This is a genomic window from Mesorhizobium ciceri biovar biserrulae WSM1271 (genome assembly GCF_000185905.1).
GTDB classification, from domain to species: domain Bacteria; phylum Pseudomonadota; class Alphaproteobacteria; order Rhizobiales; family Rhizobiaceae; genus Mesorhizobium; species Mesorhizobium ciceri.
On sequence record NC_014923.1, the window covers coordinates 22845 to 43140 of the forward strand.

Here is a 20296-nt window from a genome sequence, read left to right on the forward strand (position 1 = left end):
TTCGGTGCGATGCGGTTTCACCTCACGCACCAACGGCTTCGTCAGCCGAGACTTCTTCGGCTGCAAGCTCGTCTTCGGTGATCCAGCCGGCCTTGAGGCGGGCGGCCAGAACCATCTGTTCGGCGTCTGCGCGGGTCACGCCATGATTGGCCAGCACGCCCGGATAGACTTTTGTCTCGCCGTCCTTGCGTTCCTTCCAGCCGGTCAGGTCGTCGGCGGCATAGCCGGCGAAATCCTCGATCGTCTTCACGCCGTCCTCGCCAAGCGTCACCATCATGGCGGTGGTGACGCCGGGGATTTCGCGCAATTCGTCCGAAACGCCGAGCGCCTTGCGCTTGTCGTCGTGCTCGGCCTCGATCTTCTCCAGATATTCGCGGGCGCGGGTCTGGATTTCCGAAGCGGTGTCCTCGTCGAAACCGTCGATAGAGGCGATCTCGCCGGAATCGACATAAGCGACTTCCTCAACGCTGGTGAAGCCTTCGGAGGCCAGCACCTGGCCGACCATCTCGTCGACGTCGAGGGCTTCCATGAACAGCGACGAACGCTCGACGAATTCCTTCTGGCGGCGCTCGGATTCTTCGGCTTCGGTCAGGATATCGATATCCCAGCCGGTCAGCTGCGAAGCCAGACGCACGTTCTGGCCGCGGCGACCGATGGCCAGCGACAGCTGGTCGTCGGGAACCACGACTTCGATGCGTTCGGCATCCTCGTCGAGCACGACCTTGGCGACTTCCGCCGGCTGCAGCGCATTGACGATGAAGGACGCCGCAGAAGGCGACCACGGAATGATGTCGATCTTCTCACCCTGCAATTCGCCGACGACGGCCTGGACGCGGCTGCCGCGCATGCCGACGCAGGCGCCGACCGGATCGATCGAAGAGTCCCGCGAGATGACGGCGATCTTGGCGCGCGAACCTGGGTCGCGGGCGACCGACTTGATCTCGATGATGCCGTCATAGATTTCCGGCACTTCCATGGTGAACAGCTTGGCCATGAACTGCGGATGGGTGCGCGACAGGAAAATCTGCGGGCCGCGCTGCTCGCGGCGCACATCGTAGACATAGGCGCGGACGCGGTCGCCATATTTGTAGTTCTCGCGCGGGATCAGCTCATCGCGACGGATGATCGCTTCGCCGCGGCCGAGATCGACGATGACATTGCCGTATTCGACGCGCTTGACGGTACCGTTGACGATCTCGCCGATGCGGTCCTTGTACTCGTCATACTGGCGGTCGCGTTCGGCCTCGCGGACCTTCTGGACGATGACCTGCTTGGCCGACTGGGCGGCGATGCGGCCGAAATCCATGGGCGGCAGCTGTTCGGCGATGAAGTCGCCGAGCTGGGCGTCGGGATTGCGCTCGCGAGCCGAGGAAATGGCGATCTGCGTGGCATAGTCATCGACCTTCTCGACCACTTCCATCAGCCGCTGCAGCTTCATCTCACCGGTGTTCGGGTTGATGTCGGCGCGGATGTTGGTCTCCTGACCGTAACGCGAGCGCGCCGCCTTCTGGATCGCATCGGCCATGGCGGCGATGACGATCGACTTGTCGATCGACTTTTCACGCGCGACCGCGTCGGCGATCTGCAGCAATTCAAGTCTGTTGGCGCTTACAACCATCGTTTTTCTCCCGAGCTTGTTTGCCGGACCTTTGCGCCCGGCAGCTCAATCATAGTTCCTGTTCGTGTTCTTCCGTGGCGTCCGCTTCCGCACCCGACTCGTCGTCGTCCGGTTCGCCACGGCGCTTCTTGGCTTCCTTGCGCGCCCTGTTGTCCTTCGACAGGGCATCGCGGATGAGATCGTCGGTCAGGATCAGGCGCACATCGGCAATCGCGTCATAGGGGACGCGCACCGTCGGCTCCTCGCCATAGGCTGCCTTGTCGCGCTCGATCAGCACATCGTCTTCGCCGGCTTCGGCGATCTTGCCCTTGAAGCGCTTGCGGTCGGCGACGACGATCGATGTTTCCATTTTCACCAGATGACCCGTCCAGGTCGTGAAATCCGATTTGCGGACCAGCGGCCGGTCGATGCCGGGCGACGAGACTTCAAGATGGTAGGCCTTTTCGATCGGATCATCGACATCGAGCGCCGGCGACACCGCGCGGCTGACCTCTTCGCAATCCTCGACGGTCATGGTGCCGTCCTCGCGTTCGGCCATGATCTGCAGCGTCAGCCCGTTCTGGCCCGACAGATGCACCCGCACGAGGCGGAAGCCGATGCCGCGCAGAACCGGCTGGACGATCAGCGCGATGCGCGCATCGATGCCGCTTTCGCGGATGATGCGATCGTCGCCCTCGCTTGCCGTTGCAGTCATTGAAGCCCTGTCGTTCTCTACCAAGTTATCGGCAGGTAATAAAAAAGAGCGGGACCGGGTGGACCCACTCTTCGTCATACCGACCAAGAATTTGAGGCTGATATAGACGATCGCGGCCTGTGTTTCAAGCCCGCTATGCTGGTCGGGCAACGCTGCCATCGAGGTGGCCCCCGCCAGCGTTGCATGGAGCGCATGGCGCCCATGCGGCGGCCCCCATGGGATTGGCGCTGAAACGCACCTACTTACGCTGCGCTGCACAAAGGTGGCCGTGCGCCACACGTGCGCGAAAGGACATGATCATGAGCAATCGCAAGATATTTTCTGCAATAGGCGACTTCTTCACCGTATTCGGCAGCGCCGTGGCCGCTTCACGGGCCGTGGAAGCCGGTCGCAGGCCGCGCGCCGACGACCTGCGCAACCTCGGCGTCGAGCCGGCCGCCTTCGATCGCATCGGCCGCCGCTTTTAGCTTTGACGCAATTCCGGACGGAAAACCGTTTCACACTTTTCCTGGAATTGCTCTAAGACAGCGAGCCTATTTCCGAATGAAGGTAAGATAGGCCGGCCGCCGGCCCTCACGAATGGCCTTGGCCTCGTAACGGGTGCCCGGCCAACCATCATAGGGCCGGTGCCAGTCCGCCGCCTCGCAAGCCTGCCATGCGAACGCGCCATGCGCGCGGCAATGCAGCAAGGTCCAGTTGACATAGGTGTCGATGTCGGAGGCGAAGCGGAATTTTGAACCAGGCTTCAGCACGCGCGCGAACCGCTCGAGATTGACCGGGCTTACGAAACGTCGCTTCCAGTGTTTCTTCTTCGGCCAGGGGTCGGGATAGAGCAGATCGATGCCGCCGAGCGAGGCCTGCGGCAGCCAGTCGAGCAGCCTTGTGGCGTCGTCGTCATAAACCCGCAGATTGGCGAGCGGTTTCTCGCGCACCGCCATCATCATCTTGGCCATGCCGTTGACGAAGGGCTCGACGCCGATAAAGCCGATCGAAGGCGCCTCGGTCGCGCGGTGCAGGAGATGTTCGCCACCGCCGAAGCCAATCTCGAGGCGAACCGCGCTGACATCGGTTTGAAACAGAGTTTGCAGATCGGCCGGCGGCCCGGCCGCCAGATCGAGCCGATATGCACCGAAGCCGCTTTCCAGCGCGGCCGCCTGTTGCGGACGCATGGTCTTGCCGCGCCGGCGACCGAAAAAGGCTTCGGTCGCGCGGCTTGGTCTGTCCTTCGGATCCATGGCGGGACTTCCGGCGCCGCTGTCAGGCGGCGACCGCGTCCTTGAGCGCCTTGGCGAGATCGGTCTTTTCCCAGGAGAAAGACCCATCACGGCCGGCCTTGCGGCCGAAATGGCCGTAGGACGACGTCTTGGCGTAGATCGGTTTGTTGAGATCGAGGTGACGGCGGATGCCCGACGGCGACAGATCCATCACCATGCGCAGCGCGTCCTCGAGCTTTGCCTCGTCGACCTTGCCGGTACCGTGCAAGTCGACATAGACCGACAGCGGCTGGGCGACGCCGATGGCGTAGGAAAGCTGGATGGTGCAGCGGTCGGCGAGTTTCGCCGCCACCACGTTCTTGGCCAGGTAGCGCGCCGCATAGGCCGCCGAACGATCCACCTTGGTGGTATCCTTGCCGGAGAAGGCGCCGCCGCCATGGGGTGCGGCACCACCGTAGGTGTCGACGATGATCTTGCGGCCGGTCAGGCCGGCGTCGCCGTCCGGCCCGCCGATGACGAACTTGCCGGTCGGATTGATGTACCACATGCAATCGTCGGCGATCTTGAGGTCGCCCAGCGCCTCGCGGATATAGGGTTCGACGACCTTGCGGACCTTCTTTGAATCCCAGCTCGCATCGAGATGCTGCGTGGACAGCACGATCTGCGTCGCCTCGGCGGCCTTGCCATCGACATAGCGAACGGTGACCTGGCTCTTGGCATCCGGCCCGAGCCTGCCGGCTTCACCGCTGCCTTCGTGACGGGCAGCAGCCAGCAGTTCGAGGATCTTGTGGCTGTAGTAGATCGGCGCCGGCATCAAATCCGGCGTCTCGCGGCAGGCATAACCGAACATGATGCCCTGGTCGCCGGCACCCTCTTCGCCCTGACGGTCGGCAGCGTTGTCGACGCCCTGGCCGATGTCAGGCGACTGGCCGTGCAGCAGAACCTCGATCTTCGCCGTTTTCCAGTGGAAGCCGGCCTGCTCGTAGCCGATTTCGCGGATCGCCTTGCGGGCGACCGATTTGAACTTGGCCGGATTGACGACCGGATGGCCGGCGGCATCCTTGAGGATGTTGCCTGCCTTGTCCTTCTTCAGCAGCGTTTCCGGGACGCGCACTTCGCCGGCGATGACGACACGGTTGGTGGTGGCCAGCGTCTCGCAGGCGACACGGACTTTCCACGGGTCCATGCCGGTCTTCTTGGCTTCGCGATAGACCAGATCGACGATCTCGTCGGAAATCCGGTCACAGACTTTGTCAGGATGGCCCTCGGCAACGGATTCCGAGGTAAAGAAGTAGTTCTGCCGCGTCACGGGTGTCCCCTCTTGAAAAACGATCGGCAGGCTGCCGATTTTGGCGCGCCACGTGTTAGCGGGGCGAAGCGCCGCTCGTCAAGCGGTGCTTCGGCTCTGGCATGAATGTCGATGCCGTTATCTTGTGCCACCGGCGGCGGGGCGCCGCCGGTCCTGGCGTGATTGAGGATCAGTCGGGATCGTCGGCGGAGAGGGACTTGACCAGGTCTATGATCCTGCGGCGCACCTTGGCGTCGGCGATCTTGACAAAGGCCCGGTTGAGCTGAAGGCCTTCAGGGCTGCCGCAGAATTCGACAGCGAAAGCCATCGAAGCGTCCTCGGCAAATCCCCGGCCCGCCACAGGCTCCTGGCCGGGCGCATCCTCAAAAAAGAAAGCGACAGGCACGCCGAGTATGGACGCGATCGCCTGCAGACGGCTGGCGCCGACGCGGTTGGTGCCCTTTTCATATTTCTGAATCTGTTGAAATGTGATGCCGAGGTTTTCTCCCAGCTTTTCCTGGCTCATTCCAAGCATGTTGCGGCGAAGCCGAATGCGACTGCCAACATGGATGTCGATCGGATTCGGTTTCTTCTTGTTATCTTCTGTCATTTTTTCCTCGCCGAATTTTTTCGGCTTTCTCTATTTTTTTCCTGCCCAAACAAAGCCGGAGGCAACTGCCCCAACAGAACGATCCACCGGCTTCGAGAAATTTTCAGGCACTTACAGTATGAGTTTCTAATGTGTTGGCTGTCAATTCACCCGTAGCCTTTGCCTTACGTTCAACAGCGCTGCCCCAACGGCAAACAGCAACATGATCAGCATTCCGTTAATGCGCCGTTGGCCGGGAGATATGAGCGCCTGTCCGGAAATCGGTATGTGGGCATCGATGGCGCCGCGCGCGTCGATAGCAAGCGCATCGACGATGCGCCCGCGCGGATCGACGACGGCCGAGATGCCGTTGTTGGCGGCACGCACCAATGGCAATCCATTTTCCACCGCACGGATCTGGGCCTGCCTGAAATGCTGATACGGACCCGGCGTGTCGCCGAACCACGCATCATTGGTAACGTTCACAATAAGCTGCGCTGACGCAGCGTCAACTGCCACAAGATCGGGAAAGATCACCTCATAACAGATAAATGGCAGCGCACGGATGCCGTCGGGCAGCGTAATGGCGTGCCGCTCATTGCCGGCCGCGAAACTCATCGGCCCGGCAACCAGTTGCTCGATGCCGAAACGCTGGAGCAGATCGGCGAAAGGCAGGTATTCGCCGAACGGCACCAGGTGAACCTTGTCGACGGCGTCGGTGATTTCACCCTTGTCGTCGATCGCCACCACGGAGTTGTAGTAGCGGCTGTCGGCATTTGCGGCCGAGCCGCCTTCCTCGCGGACGACGCCGGCAATCAGCATCTGGCCGGGTCCGAGCATATCCCCCAGCGCCGTCAATGCGTCCGGACGCTCGGTGAAGAGGAACGGCACCGAGGTTTCGGGCCACAGGATCAGTTGCGGCTTTTGATGGCCTGGATCCGGCGCCTTGCCCGAGAGCCCCATCAGGACCGCGAAGATGCGGTCGCGCACCGAGGCATCCCATTTTTCCGACAGGTCCACGGCCGGCTGGACAATGCGGACATCCAGGCTGCGTGAAGCTGGCGGTTCGGGAGCGGCAAGCCTGATATAGCCGAAGCCGACATGGGCAGCGACGAGCACGACAAACAGTGCCGCGCCGAGGCGCAGGTGCCGACGTGCCGCCAGCAGTGCCGGCAGTGCGAAGACGAACACCGCGAGCGCGTTCATGCCGATCATGCCCGTCACCGAGACGCTCTGCATCAGCAGCGGCACGGGCATGGCCGCGTAGCCGACGGCATTCCAGGGAAAACCGGTGAACAGGAAATCGCGCAGCCATTCCGCCAGGCCGAAGCCGAAGGCAAGGGCGGCGATGCGGCCAATGTCGTTGCTCCACAGCAGCCGAGCAACGATTGCCGCAAAGCCGTAGAAAAAGGCGAGCATGAAAGGAATGCCGACCACCGCGAAGGGAAGCGCCCAGGCAAAGCTGTCGGCCTCGACCAGCAGCGCCGAGCCGATCCACCAGAGGCCGGCGAGGAAATAGCCGAAACCGAACCACCAACCGACGGCGAAAGCCGGCCGCATACGCCGGAACAGACTGCCTGAAGCTTCGCCGGTGGCGCCGTCGAGCAGCCAGACCAGCAGCGGGAACGAGACGAAACAGGCGGCGAAGAAGTCGTAAGGCGCCTGCCCAAGCACCGCGAGGGCGCCTGCGAGAAACGCCACGAGCGCACGCCGCCAACCCCAAAGCAGAATTATCCGGCCGGTGAGGCGCTCCATGCATACTTCCGAGTCGCGAATCAGGACACAAGATTTAACAGGCTGCGCTCCGCGCTCCAAACGGCGCATGGGCTAGCTGAGATGCACAGCTCCGGCCCTGCCTACCGGTGCCAACCCTCGATCTGAACGCCCCCCAGCCGCTCGGCCTCCTCGCGCTGAACCGAACGGATGGTCTGCGTGAAGGTCCAGACATGGCCCTCGGGGTCGCGTGCACGATACTGGCGCTCACCGTAGAACTGATCCGCCGGCTCCTGGATTATATCAGCGTCGAGCGCCCGCGCCTGCTCGCAATGCGCATCCAGGCCACCCTTCAGCCTGACATAGATCGACTGCGTGTTCTTGCCCGAGAGCGAAGCCGGGCTGGCGACGTAATCGCTCCATTCGGAATCGACGATGATGTAGCTGTCGCCGAACCGCATCTCTGCATGGATGAGCTTTCCCTCGGCATCGCTGACCACCATGCTGCGCTCGAAGCCGAAAGCCGCCTCGAGCCAGTCCAGCGCGGCATGCGGATCCTTGTAGAAAACACCAGAGCCCAGACTTGGATGCTTGAACGGGTCGTCGATAGTCATCGTGCGAGCGAAACGCTCACGCCTGTTCGGTGCGCGCCGTGGCACGCCGGCGACGCTCACCCTTCTGGCTCTGCACGATGCGCACGCGCTTGACGCGGCGCGGATCAGCGTCGAGGACGTGAAATTCGAAACCGGGTATGGCCTGCACCACCTCGCCGCGGGCCGGAACACGGCCAAGCGTGTTGAAAATCATGCCGCCGATGGTGTCGACATATTCGCCATGTTCACCGGCGGCGAAATCCCCGCCGATCATCTTGGCGACGTCGTCGATCTCGGCCTTGCCATCGACGATGAACACGCCGTCGCCGCTCTGGGTGATCATCGGCTCGTCGTCGTCATGCTCGTCCTCGATGTCGCCGACCACCATCTCGACGATGTCTTCCAGCGAGGCAAGGCCGTCGGTGCCGCCATATTCATCGATGACCAGCGCCATTTGCGTGCGCGTCGTCTGCATGCGAGCCATCAGGTCGGAGGCGAGCATCGACGGCGGCACGAACAGCACCGGGCGGATCAGATTGAGGTCGCCAATGGTGCGTGCGAGATCGACCTGGGCGAGATCGAGAACCGTGGCGACGGGTGCTTTCCTGGTCGAGCGGCCCTTCTTGACGCGCGCGATCTTGGTGATGTGGGCCAGCACATCACGGATATGGACCATGCCGCGCGGATCATCGAGGGTCTCTGAATAGACCGGCATGCGGGAATGGCCGGATTGCTCGAAGGTGCCCAGCAGATCGCCGAGCGTCGTTGTGATTTCGACCCCTTGAATGTCGGCGCGCGGCACCATGACGTCCTCGACGCGCACTTCGCGCAGCCGCAGGATGTTGTTGAGCATGGCGCGTTCGCCGGGCGAGAAGGCGCCGGCATCGCTCGTTGTCTCGGCAAGCGCGCCGGCGATTTCCTCCCGCAGGCTGGTTCCGTTGCGTTGCCTGAACAGGCCAAGAACGCGGTCGAACAGGGAGGGACCGGCAGGCGATGTCTCGCTGGCAGCGCTGCCGATGCTGGCAGCACCAGAGGTGCCGGCAGCAGCAGAGGTACTGCTAGCACCAGAGGTAACGGTACTCGGACTTGATCCCTCTTCCGACGTATCGGAAGCCTTGGTTGCACTGCCGGCGTCGGGGCGGGCGGCAGTCTCTGGTTTGTCGTTCATCGTCGTCCGGTCAATTGGTCAGATGTAGTTACGCGTAGGGGTCGGGAATGGCAAGCCTTGCAAGCGCCGCGCGTTCGACGGCTTCCATCGCCTCGGCCTCGGCCTCGGTCTCGTGATCGTAGCCCAGCAGATGCAGCAGGCCGTGGATGACGAGATGGGTGATATGGTTCTCGACAGGCTTGTCTTCCAGTACCGCTTCATGGGCGACCGTTTCGGCGGCCAGCACGATGTCGCCCAGCATCGGCGGCAACGGACCGCCCTGCGCAAACGGAAAAGCCGGGAAAGACAAGACGTTGGTCGGTTTGTCCTTGCCGCGCCAGCCGGCGTTGAGAACCTGGATATGGGCGTCGTCGGAAAAAACGAGACTGAGTTCGGAACGGCCCGCCACGCCGGTTTCGGCAAAAGCCGCCTTAACGGCCCTATCGACCAGCCGCGTCAGGCTTGCCTCGTCGGGCCAGTTGCCCGCCTCAACCGCTATGTCGATGTCGACGGGAATATTCCCGTCGCCGGATATTATGTCCTCAGGCATGAAGCCGCATCGCCAACATCAATTCTCGGCGCCGAGGCCACGCGCCAGCTTGGCGTCCCGGTCGTAGGCCCTGACGATTTCCGCCACCAGCGGATGGCGGACCACGTCGCCGTCGTTGAAGCGCACGGTGACCGCGCCCGCCACGCCGTCCAGCACCCGCAAGGCTTCGACCAGGCCCGATTTGGTGTTCGAGGGAAGGTCGATCTGGGTCGGATCGCCGGTGACGATCATGCGCGAGTTTTCGCCCAGACGCGTCAGGAACATCTTCATCTGCATCGGCGTGGTGTTCTGCGCCTCGTCGAGGATGACGGCGGCATGCGCCAGCGTGCGGCCGCGCATGAAGGCAAGCGGCGCGATTTCGATCACTTCGGCGGCAATGGCGCGCTCGACCTTGTCGGCCGGCATCATGTCGTAGAGCGCGTCATAGAGCGGCCGCAGATAGGGATCGACCTTCTCCTTCATGTCGCCGGGCAGGAAGCCCAGCCGCTCGCCGGCCTCGACCGCCGGCCGCGAGAGAATGATGCGCTCGACCATACCGCGCTCGAGCAGCATCGCCGCGTGCGCCACCGCCAGGTAGGTCTTGCCGGTGCCGGCCGGGCCGATGCCGAACACCAGTTCCGACCGTTCCAGCGCCCGCATGTAGGCGTCCTGGTTGAGCGAACGGGCATAGATCGTCTTCTTGCGGGTGGCGATCTGGGCGGCGGAGACCTTGCCCTTGCGTTCCAGCGTTGGCAGGGTCAACTGATCGTCGGCGGCAATCGCCATGCGCACGGCGCCGTCAACGTCGGACTGGCCGATATCGACGCCTTTCTGGAGAATGCCGTAAAGATTGTCCAGGGCGCGGCGCGCCTGCTCGGCGGCAGAAGCGGACCCTTTGATGGTCAGCTGGTTGCCGCGTGAGCGGATGTCGACGCCAAGCTTCTGCTCGAGCCGGGCGAGGTTTTCGTCGAACTGACCATAGAGGGCGCTGGCAAGCTTGTTGTTGTCGAAAGTCAGAACGATGTGCGCCATGTCAGAAGCCCCAGATGCCGGTACCGGGGGCAGGTTCTTCAGCTCTGCTGCGCTCAACCGTCTCTCCTCATCTGCCGAGACCCTCAGGCCAATTCGGCGAACAGGCTGTTGTAGCCCGTCTTCGTGATTCGCACCTGGATAATGTCACCGATTTCGCCGGCCTTTTCATCAACAATAACCGGCTGCAGCCAAGGTGAGCGGCCTACCTTCTGGCCGGTCTGACGGCCGGGCTTCTCGATCAGCGTGTCGATGGTGCTGCCGATGAGGCTCAAGCCGAAGTCCTGCTGCTGCTTCACAAGCAGAGCCTGCAGCCGCTGCAGGCGCTCGTCCTTGACCGTTTCCGGCACATGATCGGCCATTTCGGCGCCTGGCGTGCCGGGGCGCGGCGAATATTTGAAGGAGAAGGCCGAGGCGTAATTCACCTGACGCACCAGCTCCATGGTCGCCTCGAAATCCGCTTCTGTCTCGCCGGGGAAGCCGACGATGAAGTCGCCGGAAAGCGCGATGTCAGGCCGGGCAGTGCGGATACGGTCGAGCAGCGCCAGATAATCCCTCGCCGTGTGCCGGCGATTCATCGCCTTGAGGATGCGGTCGGAGCCTGATTGCACCGGCAGATGCAGATAGGGCATCAACGACGGCAGATCGCGATGGGCCGCTATCAGCTCGTCATCCATGTCGCGCGGGTGGCTGGTGGTGTAGCGCAGACGCGCCAGCCCGGGGATTTCGGCCAGCCTGAACAGCAGGCGGCCAAGGCCCCACTCGTGGCCGTTCTCGCCCTGGCCATGCCAGGCATTGACGTTCTGGCCAAGCAGCGTCACTTCGCGCACCCCGGCTTCAGCCAGGCGCTCAGCCTCCGCGACAATCTGCGCCACCGGCCGGGAAACTTCGGAGCCTCTGGTATAGGGCACGACGCAGAAGGTGCAGAACTTGTCGCAGCCTTCCTGCACGGTGAGGAAGGCGGTGACGCCGCGCTTGATGACCTCGGCGCGCTTGGGCTGCGGCAGATGCTCGAACTTGTCCTCGATGGCGTAGTCGGTCTCGACGATCTTTTCGCCGCCGCGCACCCGCGCCAGCACGTCGGGGAGCCGGTGATAAGTCTGCGGGCCGATGACCAGGTCGACGGCCGGCGAACGGCGGATGATCTCGGCGCCTTCGGCCTGCGCCACGCAGCCGGCGACGCCGACCAGCATCTCGCGGCCGGCCAGGGCACGCTCGGCTTTCATGTCGCGGATACGGCCGAGCTCGGAATAGACCTTTTCGGCCGCCTTCTCCCTGATATGACAGGTGTTCAGCAGCACCAGGTCCGCCTCGCCAATGGCATCGGTCGCGGAATAGCCGTCGGCAGCCAGCGCATCGGCCATACGCTGCGAATCATAGACATTCATCTGGCAGCCATAGGTCTTGATGAAGACTTTTCTCGCTGCCGTGGAAAGCACTGCCGGCTGTCCAGCCAAAGTGCCGATGTCGTTGCTTTCTATCGTGTTCAAGTCCATAAGGCGGCTTCTAACGCCTTTCCGTGACAAAAAACAGACGATTCTCAGCCCGCGCCAGCAAGGGCATGCCGGGGCTAGCGGCTCGGCCGCGGGTCGGCAAGCGCCGCCTGCATCATCTCACGCACCTGGCTTTCCATCAGTTTCGACGTCTCCTTGCGGTTCGAACCCTTGGAAAAGGCGATTGCCTCGCCGAAATGCACCTCGACGTCGAGCGCGCCCTCCGCCAGCAATACCTTGAGATGCGGCATCAAATCCTCATCGCCGATCCATGCGGCAAGCGGGCGATGCCGGCGGCCGAGCGGCACGCCGTGCAGACGCGTATAGGCGATCGCCACCGGCTGGATGAACACCTGTTCCGCCGCGCCTTCCGAAATCGCCATCGAGGCGGCGCCGAACAGCGTGCTCTTGAACGGCAGGACCATATTGCCGTCGCCGGTCGAGCCCTCGGCAAACAGCACCATCGCATCGCCCTTGGCCATGCGGCTGGCAATCTCGCTTGCCTGGTCGCTCGACGAACGCTTGCGCTCGCGCTCGATGAACACGGTACGCTGCAGCTTCGAAAGCATGCCGATCAGCGGCCAGCCTTCCATATCAGCCCTGGCGATGAATTTTACGTCGGCAAAAGAGCCGAGCACCATGATGTCGGTCCAGGAGATGTGATTGGACGCAACCAGCAGCGGGCGCTTGTCGGACAGCGTCCCCTTGACATGGATGCGCATGCCGAGCGCCCTGATGATCAGCCTGTGCCAGATCTTGAGGATGAAGGTTTCCGGCCACCAGCCGGTCTTCATCGACAGTATCTGTAACGGCACGAGGACCAGCGAACCGGCGACAACGAGGCCCAGCGCCAGGAAAATCCTGATTTTCTTGATCATCGCCCCATCCCGGCCGTCTCGCTAGCGAAGATCGCGGCGCATGACAAGCGCGCCGGTCGGTCCGTGTTCGGCCGACCTGTAGTAATTCGGCCGCTTGCCGACCTCGCGGAAGCCCAGCCGGCGATAAAGCGCGATCGCCGCGACATTGGTCTCGTCGACCTCGAGGAACAGCGCTTCGGCGCGCTGCGCGTGCAGTTCGCGCAACACCGCGTCCATCAATTGCCAGCCCAGCCCCTGCCGGCGATGCGATCGCGCCACCGCGACGGTCAGGATCTCGCCCTCGCCTGCCGCAAGCCGCGCCAGCACGAAGCCGACGGGCGGCTTGGAGCCCTGTCCGGTTTCGCGCGCGGCATAGCCGAACACAGTGCCCTGTTCGAGCAAGGCGGCAAATTCGCCATCGGTCCAGGGGCGGACAAAGTCCTCGCGGTGCAGCAGCGAGACCGCCGGACTGTCGGCGATCCTCAGCGGCTCGAGCGCATAGTCCCGGCGGCGTGATTGGAGAAAAGGTATGCGCATCTAATTTTTGTTTTCTTGTTTGACCATGATCTCTGGACAAACGGGAACCGTTGTCCGTGAAAACCGGCTTCCACTTTTCGGGATCATGGTCTGATCCTTGAAAGAATGAACCCGGCCTGCGGCTTGGCGTCGGCGCCGCGCAGATAGAGTGGTTTCGGCCGTTCGCCCGCGCCCTTGGCGGCAGCCAGGCGGGCGTAGGTGACAATGTCGGCGGTGGCCGTCCGAGGGCCGACATCGAATTCGCGCCCGGCCGATGCACTGATGAGCGCTGCAGCGGTGCCGGCAAGCACCGGAGACGTTGCCATCGCCATTGCCACCACGTCGGCCAGCGTGGCCACGGCCGGACCGTAAGTCAAGACTAACCTTTCGTCGTAAAAGGCCGCGTGGATCTCCTCACGGCCGGCATCCAGCGCCGCCAGCACGGCGCGACCGGGAAATGCCGTCGCTGCTTCGGCAGCCAGCGCCTCCAGTGTCGTCACTCCGATTGCCGGTATCTTCAGCGCCAGCGCCAGGCCACGCGCGGTCGAGACGCCGACCCGCAGACCGGTGAAGGAACCGGGGCCGACAGACACGGCAATGGCGCCAAGACCTGCATAGTCGGTTGCGCCTGCCTCCAGCGCTTCGGCGATGACCGCCATTAGCTGCTCGGCATGGCCCTTGCCGAGATCGAGCACCGAGCGGCCGAGCTCCCGCTTCGCCGTCGCGTCATAGACGCTAGCGGCGCAGAGGTTGGCGGCACAGTCGATGGCAAGCAATTTCATGAAGCAACCGGTTCGAAAACAATTCCCTGTGCCCGCCACGGCCCGCCACCGCAAGGGGATAGTGCATAATTCGTTAAGCGGCTTCGCTTGTGGCCTATGCGGCCTGCTCGATGCGCAGCATGTGGTTGTCCCAGACATAGTCCGGTTCGGAGCGTGTCGCACCACTGCCCTCGACGATCTCGCCAGCGCCGGTGGTGGCCATGAAGCCGGTTCCGTCAGGTGCCACGCCGCAGACCTCGACCAGCGCGCTGTTCGCGACGACCCGGCCGCTGGCCGCATCGAGCACGACAAGCGAGTTGCCTTCCGGCGAGGAGACCGCGACCGTGCCGGCAGCCGGATTGGCGGCGACCGAGCCTATGTAGTTGCGGAAGCCGGACAAAACGTCCTGCGGCATGTCGAGCAGTTGCAATTCCTTGCCGCGCACCGCGCGGCCGACCAGCAGCGGACGATCGGTGCCCGGCCCCCGGTACTGGCAGCCGAACCAGACGGTCCCGGATGGATCTGTGTCCATATGGCGGATCGACAGCTGATGCAGTGCGGCCGGCAATTCGTGCTTCTCGATGAGGTCGCCGGTGACGCGGTCTATCAATACGTAGGACGGCTTCATGGTCGCAATGTTGAGCTCGGCGCGGCCGTAATCCGGATGGGTCTCGATGCCGCCATTGGCAACCGCGATCGTCCTGCCATCGCCCAGGAGCAGAAGCTCGTGCGGACCCATGCCATAGGTCGGGAACTCGCCGACACGGCTGAATTTCGCCCGCGCATCGTAGACGCCGACGACGCCGGCGGCGTTGTCGAAGTCGTTTTCGGTGGCATAGAGCAGCGCACCATCGGCCGAGAACACGCCATGGCCGAAGAAATGCCGGCCGGCGATGCTGGCGATGGTCAGCGGCGCATCACGGCCCGAATGGTCGAAAACCACAGCGAAGGTGCCGGGCTGGCGCGCGAAGACCACCGAGCGTTTCGATATGGGATCGAAGGTGACATCGTGGCCGCGATCGGGCAGATCGATCGCATGCAGGACTTTGCCGGCCTCGGACAGGACGGCAGCGCCAAAGCTGCCGTCGCGTTTGACGAAAGCGGTGGCGAAGACGGCGTCGGCCGCAAGCGTCGTTGCCCAGGCCGATGGCGCCATCGCGGCCATGAAGCCAACGCCTGCAGCTCTCAGGAAATCGCGGCGATCTATCAGCGGGGTTTTCAATTCAGTCCCCATCCAGCGAGGAGAAGCCTGCGGTCAGGCCGAATTCAGCGGTCAACCTGGTCCCGATCAGGGTCGACAGGCTGGAGGTGATCAGCGCGAAATGCTCGAGCTTGTCGCGCAATGCCGGATCGGCAAGCGCCTTGTCGATTGGACCGCTGACGGCCTTGGCGGTGGCGACACCGTTGACCAACTGGATGTGGATCGATTCGGCCATCCAGCGCGCATCGGCCGGCAGGGCGTCGCCAAGTTTCGAGGCCTGGAACAGCGTATCGATGCCGGAGAGATTGCCGGCCAGTGACGCGGTGGTGTTTTGCGAGCGCCAATAGATCGCTTGTTTCGGCTTGTCCGCGTCCGGCTTGCCGCCGAAAAACCCTTTCAGGCGCACGTCACGCACCATTTCCAGCTCGTTGACGAAGACGCCGACCAGTTCGGTCACCGCTTCATTGCCGTCGCGGTAAAGCGGGTTCTGCGGCCCCGGATTGGCCCAAAGCGCTGCAAAGCCGTCCGGTTTGTTCCAGGCGGCGCTGACCTCGCCGGCCATGGTTTCGATGTTGCCGGCAACAGCAGTGCCATAGGCGCAGCGGTAGGGATCATCCTTGCCGGCCAGTGCATCGGCGCCGTCGCCGTAAAGTACGAACTCCAGCGCGCCCAGCCCCTGCATGGCGACGCTCTTGCCGGCCAGCTGTGCCGGATCTGTGGCGGTTGGATCCTTCGCCGACAGCGCCGCCTGCACCTGCTTCAGGCCAATGCTCTTGCGATCCGGCCAGAACAGCATGCGTTCCAGCCGGTTGTTCTCCTTGATCGGCCCGAAGCCGATGATTTCGGCTGACGACCAGGCATAGACGGTGGCGGAGAATTCGGCGCGTGCGGCATCGAGCTCTCCTTGCGAGGGCGTGACGCACAGCTTGCGCATGGATCCGGTCAAGGCTTCCGCATGCTCGTGCAGGCCGGCATAGGCCGGGCGGACGAAGCCATCGATCGCCCGCTGGATGATGTCGGAGGCTTTGACCGCCGCAGACGCAGGGACAACGCCCAGCAGGGCCAGCGGAAGAGCGAAAAACAATGCAGAACGCTTGAACATCACAGTGACTCCAGGAATTTGAGCAATGCGTCACGCTCGGCCGCGTTAGCGGCGGCAAAACGGTCGCGCGCTTTCTGCGCCTCGCCGCCATGCCACAGGATCGCCTCAGCCAAGCTGCGCGCGCGCCCGTCATGCAGAAAGAAGGAATTGCCGTTGACTGTCTCGGTCAGGCCGATGCCCCACAGCGGCGGCGTGCGCCACTCATTGCCCGTCGCATCGCCCACGGCCTGGCCATCGGCCAGATCAGGCCCCATGTCGTGCAGCAGGAAGTCCGAATAAGGCCAGATCAACTGGAAGGCCTGCGCCTTATTGGGCGTATCGCGGCGCGTGACGAATTTCGGCGTATGGCAGGCAATGCAGCCGATCTCGTAGAATGTCTTTTTGCCCGCGAGCACGTCCGGCCGGTCGAGGTCCCGGCGCGACGGCACGGCCAGGTTCTGCGAATAGAAGGTGACGAGATCCATCACCGGCGGCGGCGCCTCGACCGGGCCAAGACGCTGCTGCACGCCGTTCGGCATGGCGAGGCATTTTGCCTCCGCAGCAGTGCAATCGCCCCAATGCTTCGGCTCTTCGGGCGTCGAGATGCCGATGTCGCCGGCAAAGGCATCCGCCGCCTGCTGGCGGATCGACGCGGTCTGTGCCTTCCAGCCGAAACGGCCAAGCGTCAGTTCTCCGTTCAGGCTATCGCGCACGATGTTCGGCCTGCCGGAAATGCCGTCGCCGTCCCTGTCGTCCGGATCGGCTTGGGCGAGAATATCAGACGGCGCGATCTGTTCGATCAGGCCCAGGCCGATCATCGGCGGTGTGAGCCGCGGCGACAGCGTGGTGCGCGGGTCAAGCGGCCCGTAGCCAAGGCCGTCAACCGAATAGCTCGGTTTGCGCAAGGAGATCACGGAGCCGTCCGTCAGCTCCACCTTACGTTCCTGGTAATCGATATGCATCCTGCCTTCACCGGGCAGGCCGGGTACGGCGAGCTCCTGCAATTGCCTGCCGTAGACCGGGTCGGGGAAGTTGAGCACCTCATGGTCGGCAAGCGCCGCCTTCTCTTCCACGCTGCTGGCGTCGCGGGCCAGCCGCAGGAACATCGACGTGGTGCCGGGGTCGCCTTGCGGCGGGCGGCCGCGGCCATCCTTCAGATGACAGTTCTGGCAGGCACGTTCGTTGAACAGCGGGCCGAGCCCGTCCGACGCTTGCGTCGAGGATGGCGACGAGACCCAGTTCTTGCGGAAAAGGGCATTGCCGAGCTTGAAGTCGCCCTCTTCCTCGAAGGTGATGTTGGCCGAGGATTGCGAGAAGGAATCGCGGCTGACGTCCTTTCGGGACGTGCCGGCGCCACCTTGCATCAATTCGAACGGCTCTGGCCTGGAAAAATCCGTGGTCGGCCTGGTGACGGCAATGACGCGCGCCTGATCCTTCGCATTGAGGTCGGTGCGCGTGGTGGCGAAGCCGGCCGGCTGAAGATCACCCGCCATCGCCGAAGAGGTAAGCGCCAACACGAGCATGACACAGCGCCGACGCGCCAATCCGGCTGGCGTCTTCTCAGGGGGCGGCGAGCCATTGGCCCGCCGCGAGCGGCGCACGAATTCTAGCAGGCGCCGCATTCCCGCATGCCCTTACTCCGCCTCGTCTGCCGATGCGGCGTTGAGCTGGCCGTATTTCTCCTCGCCGATCGAGGCAAGCAGGTCGAGCTGCGTCTCGAGAAAGTCGATGTGACCCTCCTCGTCGGCCAGCAATTCCTCGAACAGCTTCATCGTCACGTAGTCGCCGGCGTCGTTGCAGATTTCGCGCGAACGCTTGTAGGCGGTACGTGCGTCATATTCTCCGGCAAGGTCGGATTCGAGCACTTCCTTGACGTTCTGCCCGATGCGCAGCGGCGCCACGGACTGCAGGTTCGGATGGCCTTCGAGGAAGATGATGCGGGCGACGAGCTTGTCGGCATGGTGCATCTCCTCGATCGATTCCGCCCGCTCCTTCTTTGCCAGCTTCGCGTATCCCCAGTCCTCAAGCAGACGGAAATGCACCCAGTACTGATTGACGGCCCCAAGCTCCAGGAAAAGGGCCTCGTTAAGCCGCTCGATGATCTGCGGATCGCCTTTCATGAATTCTGCTCCCGTATTGGATGCGCAGGCCTCTGACGCGATCCAGGTGTGAAACGACATCCACGCCGCTCGCCTCCGAGCGGGCGTGGTAGTTTTCGGTGACCCGAATGATCGTTTCCACCACATTTGGGAAGCAGCCGCAACAGCGACCGCGCTTTTGCATTGCATGATAGATTTTCGCCGGCACGATCAACTGCCAGGGATCCTGGTCCAGCAGCCCGACGATCGTCTGCTCGATCTCCTTCTCGGTGATGATGTTGCAATGACAAATCAGCATTGGCTTGCTCGGCTGGCTGACGGCGTCTCCCGTGCCGTGTGGCTTGATCTTCTGGCGGAGGCCGTTCCAAAGCCGGTTGTCCGGCTCCGGGTCAGTCTCCGTCGTTTACCCCTTACTTGAACACCTTGTCCGGCGCGTCGAGGCTGTCGGACCCTTCGAAGGCGATGGTGCTGAGCTTCAGGGAGCCGACGGCGCGCTCAATCGACTTGGTCTGATCGATCAGCGCATCGATCGCCGCCTGGACGGTGGCATTGCCCTCAATGTTGCCCTCGGCGATCTGCTGGTCATAGGCCTCGCCGGCCAGTGCACGCGCCTTGATCGCCTCCATCTTGGCGACCGAAACATCGAGCTTGTCAGACAGTTCCTTGTCGATCGCCGGGTCGGCCGCCTTCACCATATCGGCCACCGAAGGACCCGAAACGATGGTGCCGTCGAGACGCGTGTAGCTCGCATGATAGGCCGCGCGAATGCCGATGGCGTCGTAGAGATGCGAATTGTAGGTGTTGTCGGAGAAGCAATCGTGCTCCTCTTCCGGATCATGCAGCAGTAGGCCGAGCTTCATGCGCTCGCCGGCCAGTTCGCCGTAGGACAGCGAGCCCATGCCGGTGAAGATCGTCGAGATCGCCGTGCTCGGCTCGCCATCGACAAGAGCCTTGCGGGCGGCGCCGTCTTCCTTCCAGTTGCCGACCATCTCCTGAAGATCCGAAACCAGAAGGTCGCTGGCCGATTTCAGATACTCGGCGCGGCGGTCGCAATTACCGCCGGTGCAGTTCTTGAGGTCGTAGTCGGTGTAGGGGCGCTCGCCGGCACCCGGGCCGGTGCCATGCAGGTCCTGGCCCCAGAGCAGGAATTCGATGGCGTGATAGCCGGTGGCGACATTGGCCTCGATGCCGCCGGCTCCCTGCAGCGTGCCGGAAAGGAATTCCGGCGAAAGCTTCGATGCATCGACCTTCTTGCCGTTGATCTCGATCTCCTTGTTGGCGATCACATTGGCCGTGTAGAGCGCGTTCGCGTCCGATTCGGTGCCGTAGCTCTTGGCGACATAGTCGATCAACCCTTCATCCAGCGGCCAGGAATTCACCTTGCCTTCCCAGTCGTCGACGATCTTGTTGCCGAAGCGGTAGACTTCGGTCTGCTGGTAGGGAACGCGCGATGCCTTCCAGGCGTCACGGGCAGCGTTGAGGGTTTCCACCGATGGCGTGGCGAGCAGCGCGTCGACCGCCTTGTCGAGCGCCTGCGCGGTGGTCAGCGAATCTTCGTATTTCGCGAGCGCGATGTCGGAATAGGTCTTGATGACCGCCTTTACATCGGTTTCCGCCTTTGCCGGCAACACGAATACCGCCGCCGTCAGCAGGGCAGTGGCGCCGATCGCCGCAAGCCTGCTGCCATATCGTGCTGTCATGATCACTCTCCAGTTTCTCGGAAATTCTGTAAACGGCGCGCGCAGCAACCGGCGCCAGGCCATCTGCGGGCCATTGGGCGCAAGAGATGCCGCGCCATCGCGCGGTTCGCGGAAGAAAGACACCAAAATGCCTCCAATCGAAAGGGTTCAAGGCCCAAACATTAAAGGGATGCG

Annotated in this window: 21 protein-coding genes; 1 reads left to right on the top strand and 20 read right to left on the bottom strand. The window is 63.1% G+C overall.

Annotation, left to right across the window (positions count from 1 at the left end):
- Nucleotides 1-22: 22 nt before the first annotated feature.
- Together nusA and rimP are read right to left on the bottom strand one after the other, a co-directional pair.
- Complete coding sequence (gene nusA / locus MESCI_RS00110) at nucleotides 23-1618, bottom strand: transcription termination factor NusA (RefSeq protein ID WP_013527896.1); 1596 nt, start codon at nucleotides 1616-1618, stop codon at nucleotides 23-25.
- Nucleotides 1619-1667: 49 nt separating this feature from the next.
- Nucleotides 1668-2312, bottom strand: a complete 645-nt coding sequence (gene rimP, locus MESCI_RS00115; protein WP_013527897.1) for a ribosome maturation factor RimP — start codon at nucleotides 2310-2312, stop codon at nucleotides 1668-1670.
- Between the two features lie 299 nt (nucleotides 2313-2611).
- Between rimP and MESCI_RS32195 the strand changes: the two genes are divergently transcribed.
- On the top strand, nucleotides 2612-2779 hold the full coding sequence (locus MESCI_RS32195; RefSeq protein WP_013527898.1) for a hypothetical protein: 168 nt from the start codon (nucleotides 2612-2614) through the stop codon (nucleotides 2777-2779).
- 66 nt (nucleotides 2780-2845) lie between these two features.
- Here MESCI_RS32195 and trmB read toward each other — a convergent pair whose 3' ends face one another.
- The 18 genes from trmB to MESCI_RS00205 all read right to left on the bottom strand — a co-directional run bounded on the left by trmB (nucleotide 2846) and on the right by MESCI_RS00205 (nucleotide 20122).
- Nucleotides 2846-3547, bottom strand: coding sequence for a tRNA (guanine(46)-N(7))-methyltransferase TrmB (gene trmB / locus MESCI_RS00120; RefSeq protein ID WP_013527899.1), 702 nt, complete (start codon nucleotides 3545-3547; stop codon nucleotides 2846-2848).
- 22 nt (nucleotides 3548-3569) lie between these two features.
- Complete coding sequence (gene metK / locus MESCI_RS00125) at nucleotides 3570-4835, bottom strand: methionine adenosyltransferase (protein WP_013527900.1); 1266 nt, start codon at nucleotides 4833-4835, stop codon at nucleotides 3570-3572.
- A gap of 169 nt (nucleotides 4836-5004) precedes the next feature.
- On the bottom strand, nucleotides 5005-5424 hold the full coding sequence (locus MESCI_RS00130) for a helix-turn-helix domain-containing protein (RefSeq protein ID WP_013527901.1): 420 nt from the start codon (nucleotides 5422-5424) through the stop codon (nucleotides 5005-5007).
- A gap of 141 nt (nucleotides 5425-5565) precedes the next feature.
- Nucleotides 5566-7158, bottom strand: coding sequence for an apolipoprotein N-acyltransferase (gene lnt / locus MESCI_RS00135; RefSeq protein ID WP_013527902.1), 1593 nt, complete (start codon nucleotides 7156-7158; stop codon nucleotides 5566-5568).
- 101 nt (nucleotides 7159-7259) lie between these two features.
- Entirely contained in the window at nucleotides 7260-7730 is a 471-nt protein-coding gene (locus MESCI_RS00140) for a VOC family protein (protein ID WP_013527903.1), read from the bottom strand.
- A 16-nt stretch (nucleotides 7731-7746) separates the two neighbouring features.
- Nucleotides 7747-8877 (bottom strand): hemolysin family protein, encoded by a 1131-nt coding sequence (locus tag MESCI_RS00145; protein ID WP_013527904.1) that lies wholly within the window; start codon nucleotides 8875-8877, stop codon nucleotides 7747-7749.
- A 28-nt stretch (nucleotides 8878-8905) separates the two neighbouring features.
- On the bottom strand, nucleotides 8906-9406 hold the full coding sequence (ybeY, locus tag MESCI_RS00150; RefSeq protein WP_013527905.1) for an rRNA maturation RNase YbeY: 501 nt from the start codon (nucleotides 9404-9406) through the stop codon (nucleotides 8906-8908).
- A gap of 18 nt (nucleotides 9407-9424) precedes the next feature.
- Nucleotides 9425-10417 carry a PhoH family protein gene (locus MESCI_RS00155; protein WP_023758127.1) on the bottom strand — a complete coding sequence of 331 codons (993 nt, stop codon included), beginning with the start codon at nucleotides 10415-10417 and terminating at the stop codon, nucleotides 9425-9427.
- A gap of 83 nt (nucleotides 10418-10500) precedes the next feature.
- A complete protein-coding gene (gene miaB, locus MESCI_RS00160; protein ID WP_013527907.1) occupies nucleotides 10501-11910 on the bottom strand; it encodes a tRNA (N6-isopentenyl adenosine(37)-C2)-methylthiotransferase MiaB in 1410 nt (469 codons plus the stop codon).
- A 74-nt stretch (nucleotides 11911-11984) separates the two neighbouring features.
- Nucleotides 11985-12785 (bottom strand): lyso-ornithine lipid O-acyltransferase, encoded by an 801-nt coding sequence (olsA, locus tag MESCI_RS00165; protein WP_013527908.1) that lies wholly within the window; start codon nucleotides 12783-12785, stop codon nucleotides 11985-11987.
- Nucleotides 12786-12806: 21 nt separating this feature from the next.
- On the bottom strand, nucleotides 12807-13301 hold the full coding sequence (gene rimI, locus MESCI_RS00170) for a ribosomal protein S18-alanine N-acetyltransferase (protein ID WP_013527909.1): 495 nt from the start codon (nucleotides 13299-13301) through the stop codon (nucleotides 12807-12809).
- A gap of 83 nt (nucleotides 13302-13384) precedes the next feature.
- Entirely contained in the window at nucleotides 13385-14062 is a 678-nt protein-coding gene (gene tsaB / locus MESCI_RS00175; protein ID WP_013527910.1) for a tRNA (adenosine(37)-N6)-threonylcarbamoyltransferase complex dimerization subunit type 1 TsaB, read from the bottom strand.
- Nucleotides 14063-14156: 94 nt separating this feature from the next.
- Nucleotides 14157-15263: a DUF1513 domain-containing protein gene (locus MESCI_RS00180; RefSeq protein ID WP_013527911.1), complete on the bottom strand. Its 1107-nt coding sequence runs from the start codon at nucleotides 15261-15263 to the stop codon at nucleotides 14157-14159.
- Between the two features lies 1 nt (nucleotide 15264).
- A complete protein-coding gene (locus tag MESCI_RS00185; protein WP_013527912.1) occupies nucleotides 15265-16344 on the bottom strand; it encodes an imelysin family protein in 1080 nt (359 codons plus the stop codon).
- Nucleotides 16344-17945: a di-heme oxidoreductase family protein gene (locus tag MESCI_RS00190; RefSeq protein ID WP_013527913.1), complete on the bottom strand. Its 1602-nt coding sequence runs from the start codon at nucleotides 17943-17945 to the stop codon at nucleotides 16344-16346. The genes MESCI_RS00185 and MESCI_RS00190 overlap by 1 nt, the downstream gene beginning before the upstream one ends.
- 12 nt (nucleotides 17946-17957) lie before the next feature.
- Nucleotides 17958-18443 (bottom strand): bacterioferritin, encoded by a 486-nt coding sequence (bfr, locus tag MESCI_RS00195; RefSeq protein WP_013527914.1) that lies wholly within the window; start codon nucleotides 18441-18443, stop codon nucleotides 17958-17960.
- Nucleotides 18409-18720: a (2Fe-2S)-binding protein gene (locus MESCI_RS00200; RefSeq protein ID WP_013527915.1), complete on the bottom strand. Its 312-nt coding sequence runs from the start codon at nucleotides 18718-18720 to the stop codon at nucleotides 18409-18411. The genes bfr and MESCI_RS00200 overlap by 35 nt, the downstream gene beginning before the upstream one ends.
- A 112-nt stretch (nucleotides 18721-18832) precedes the next feature.
- Nucleotides 18833-20122 (bottom strand): imelysin family protein, encoded by a 1290-nt coding sequence (locus MESCI_RS00205; protein WP_013527916.1) that lies wholly within the window; start codon nucleotides 20120-20122, stop codon nucleotides 18833-18835.
- Nucleotides 20123-20296: the final 174 nt, after the last annotated feature.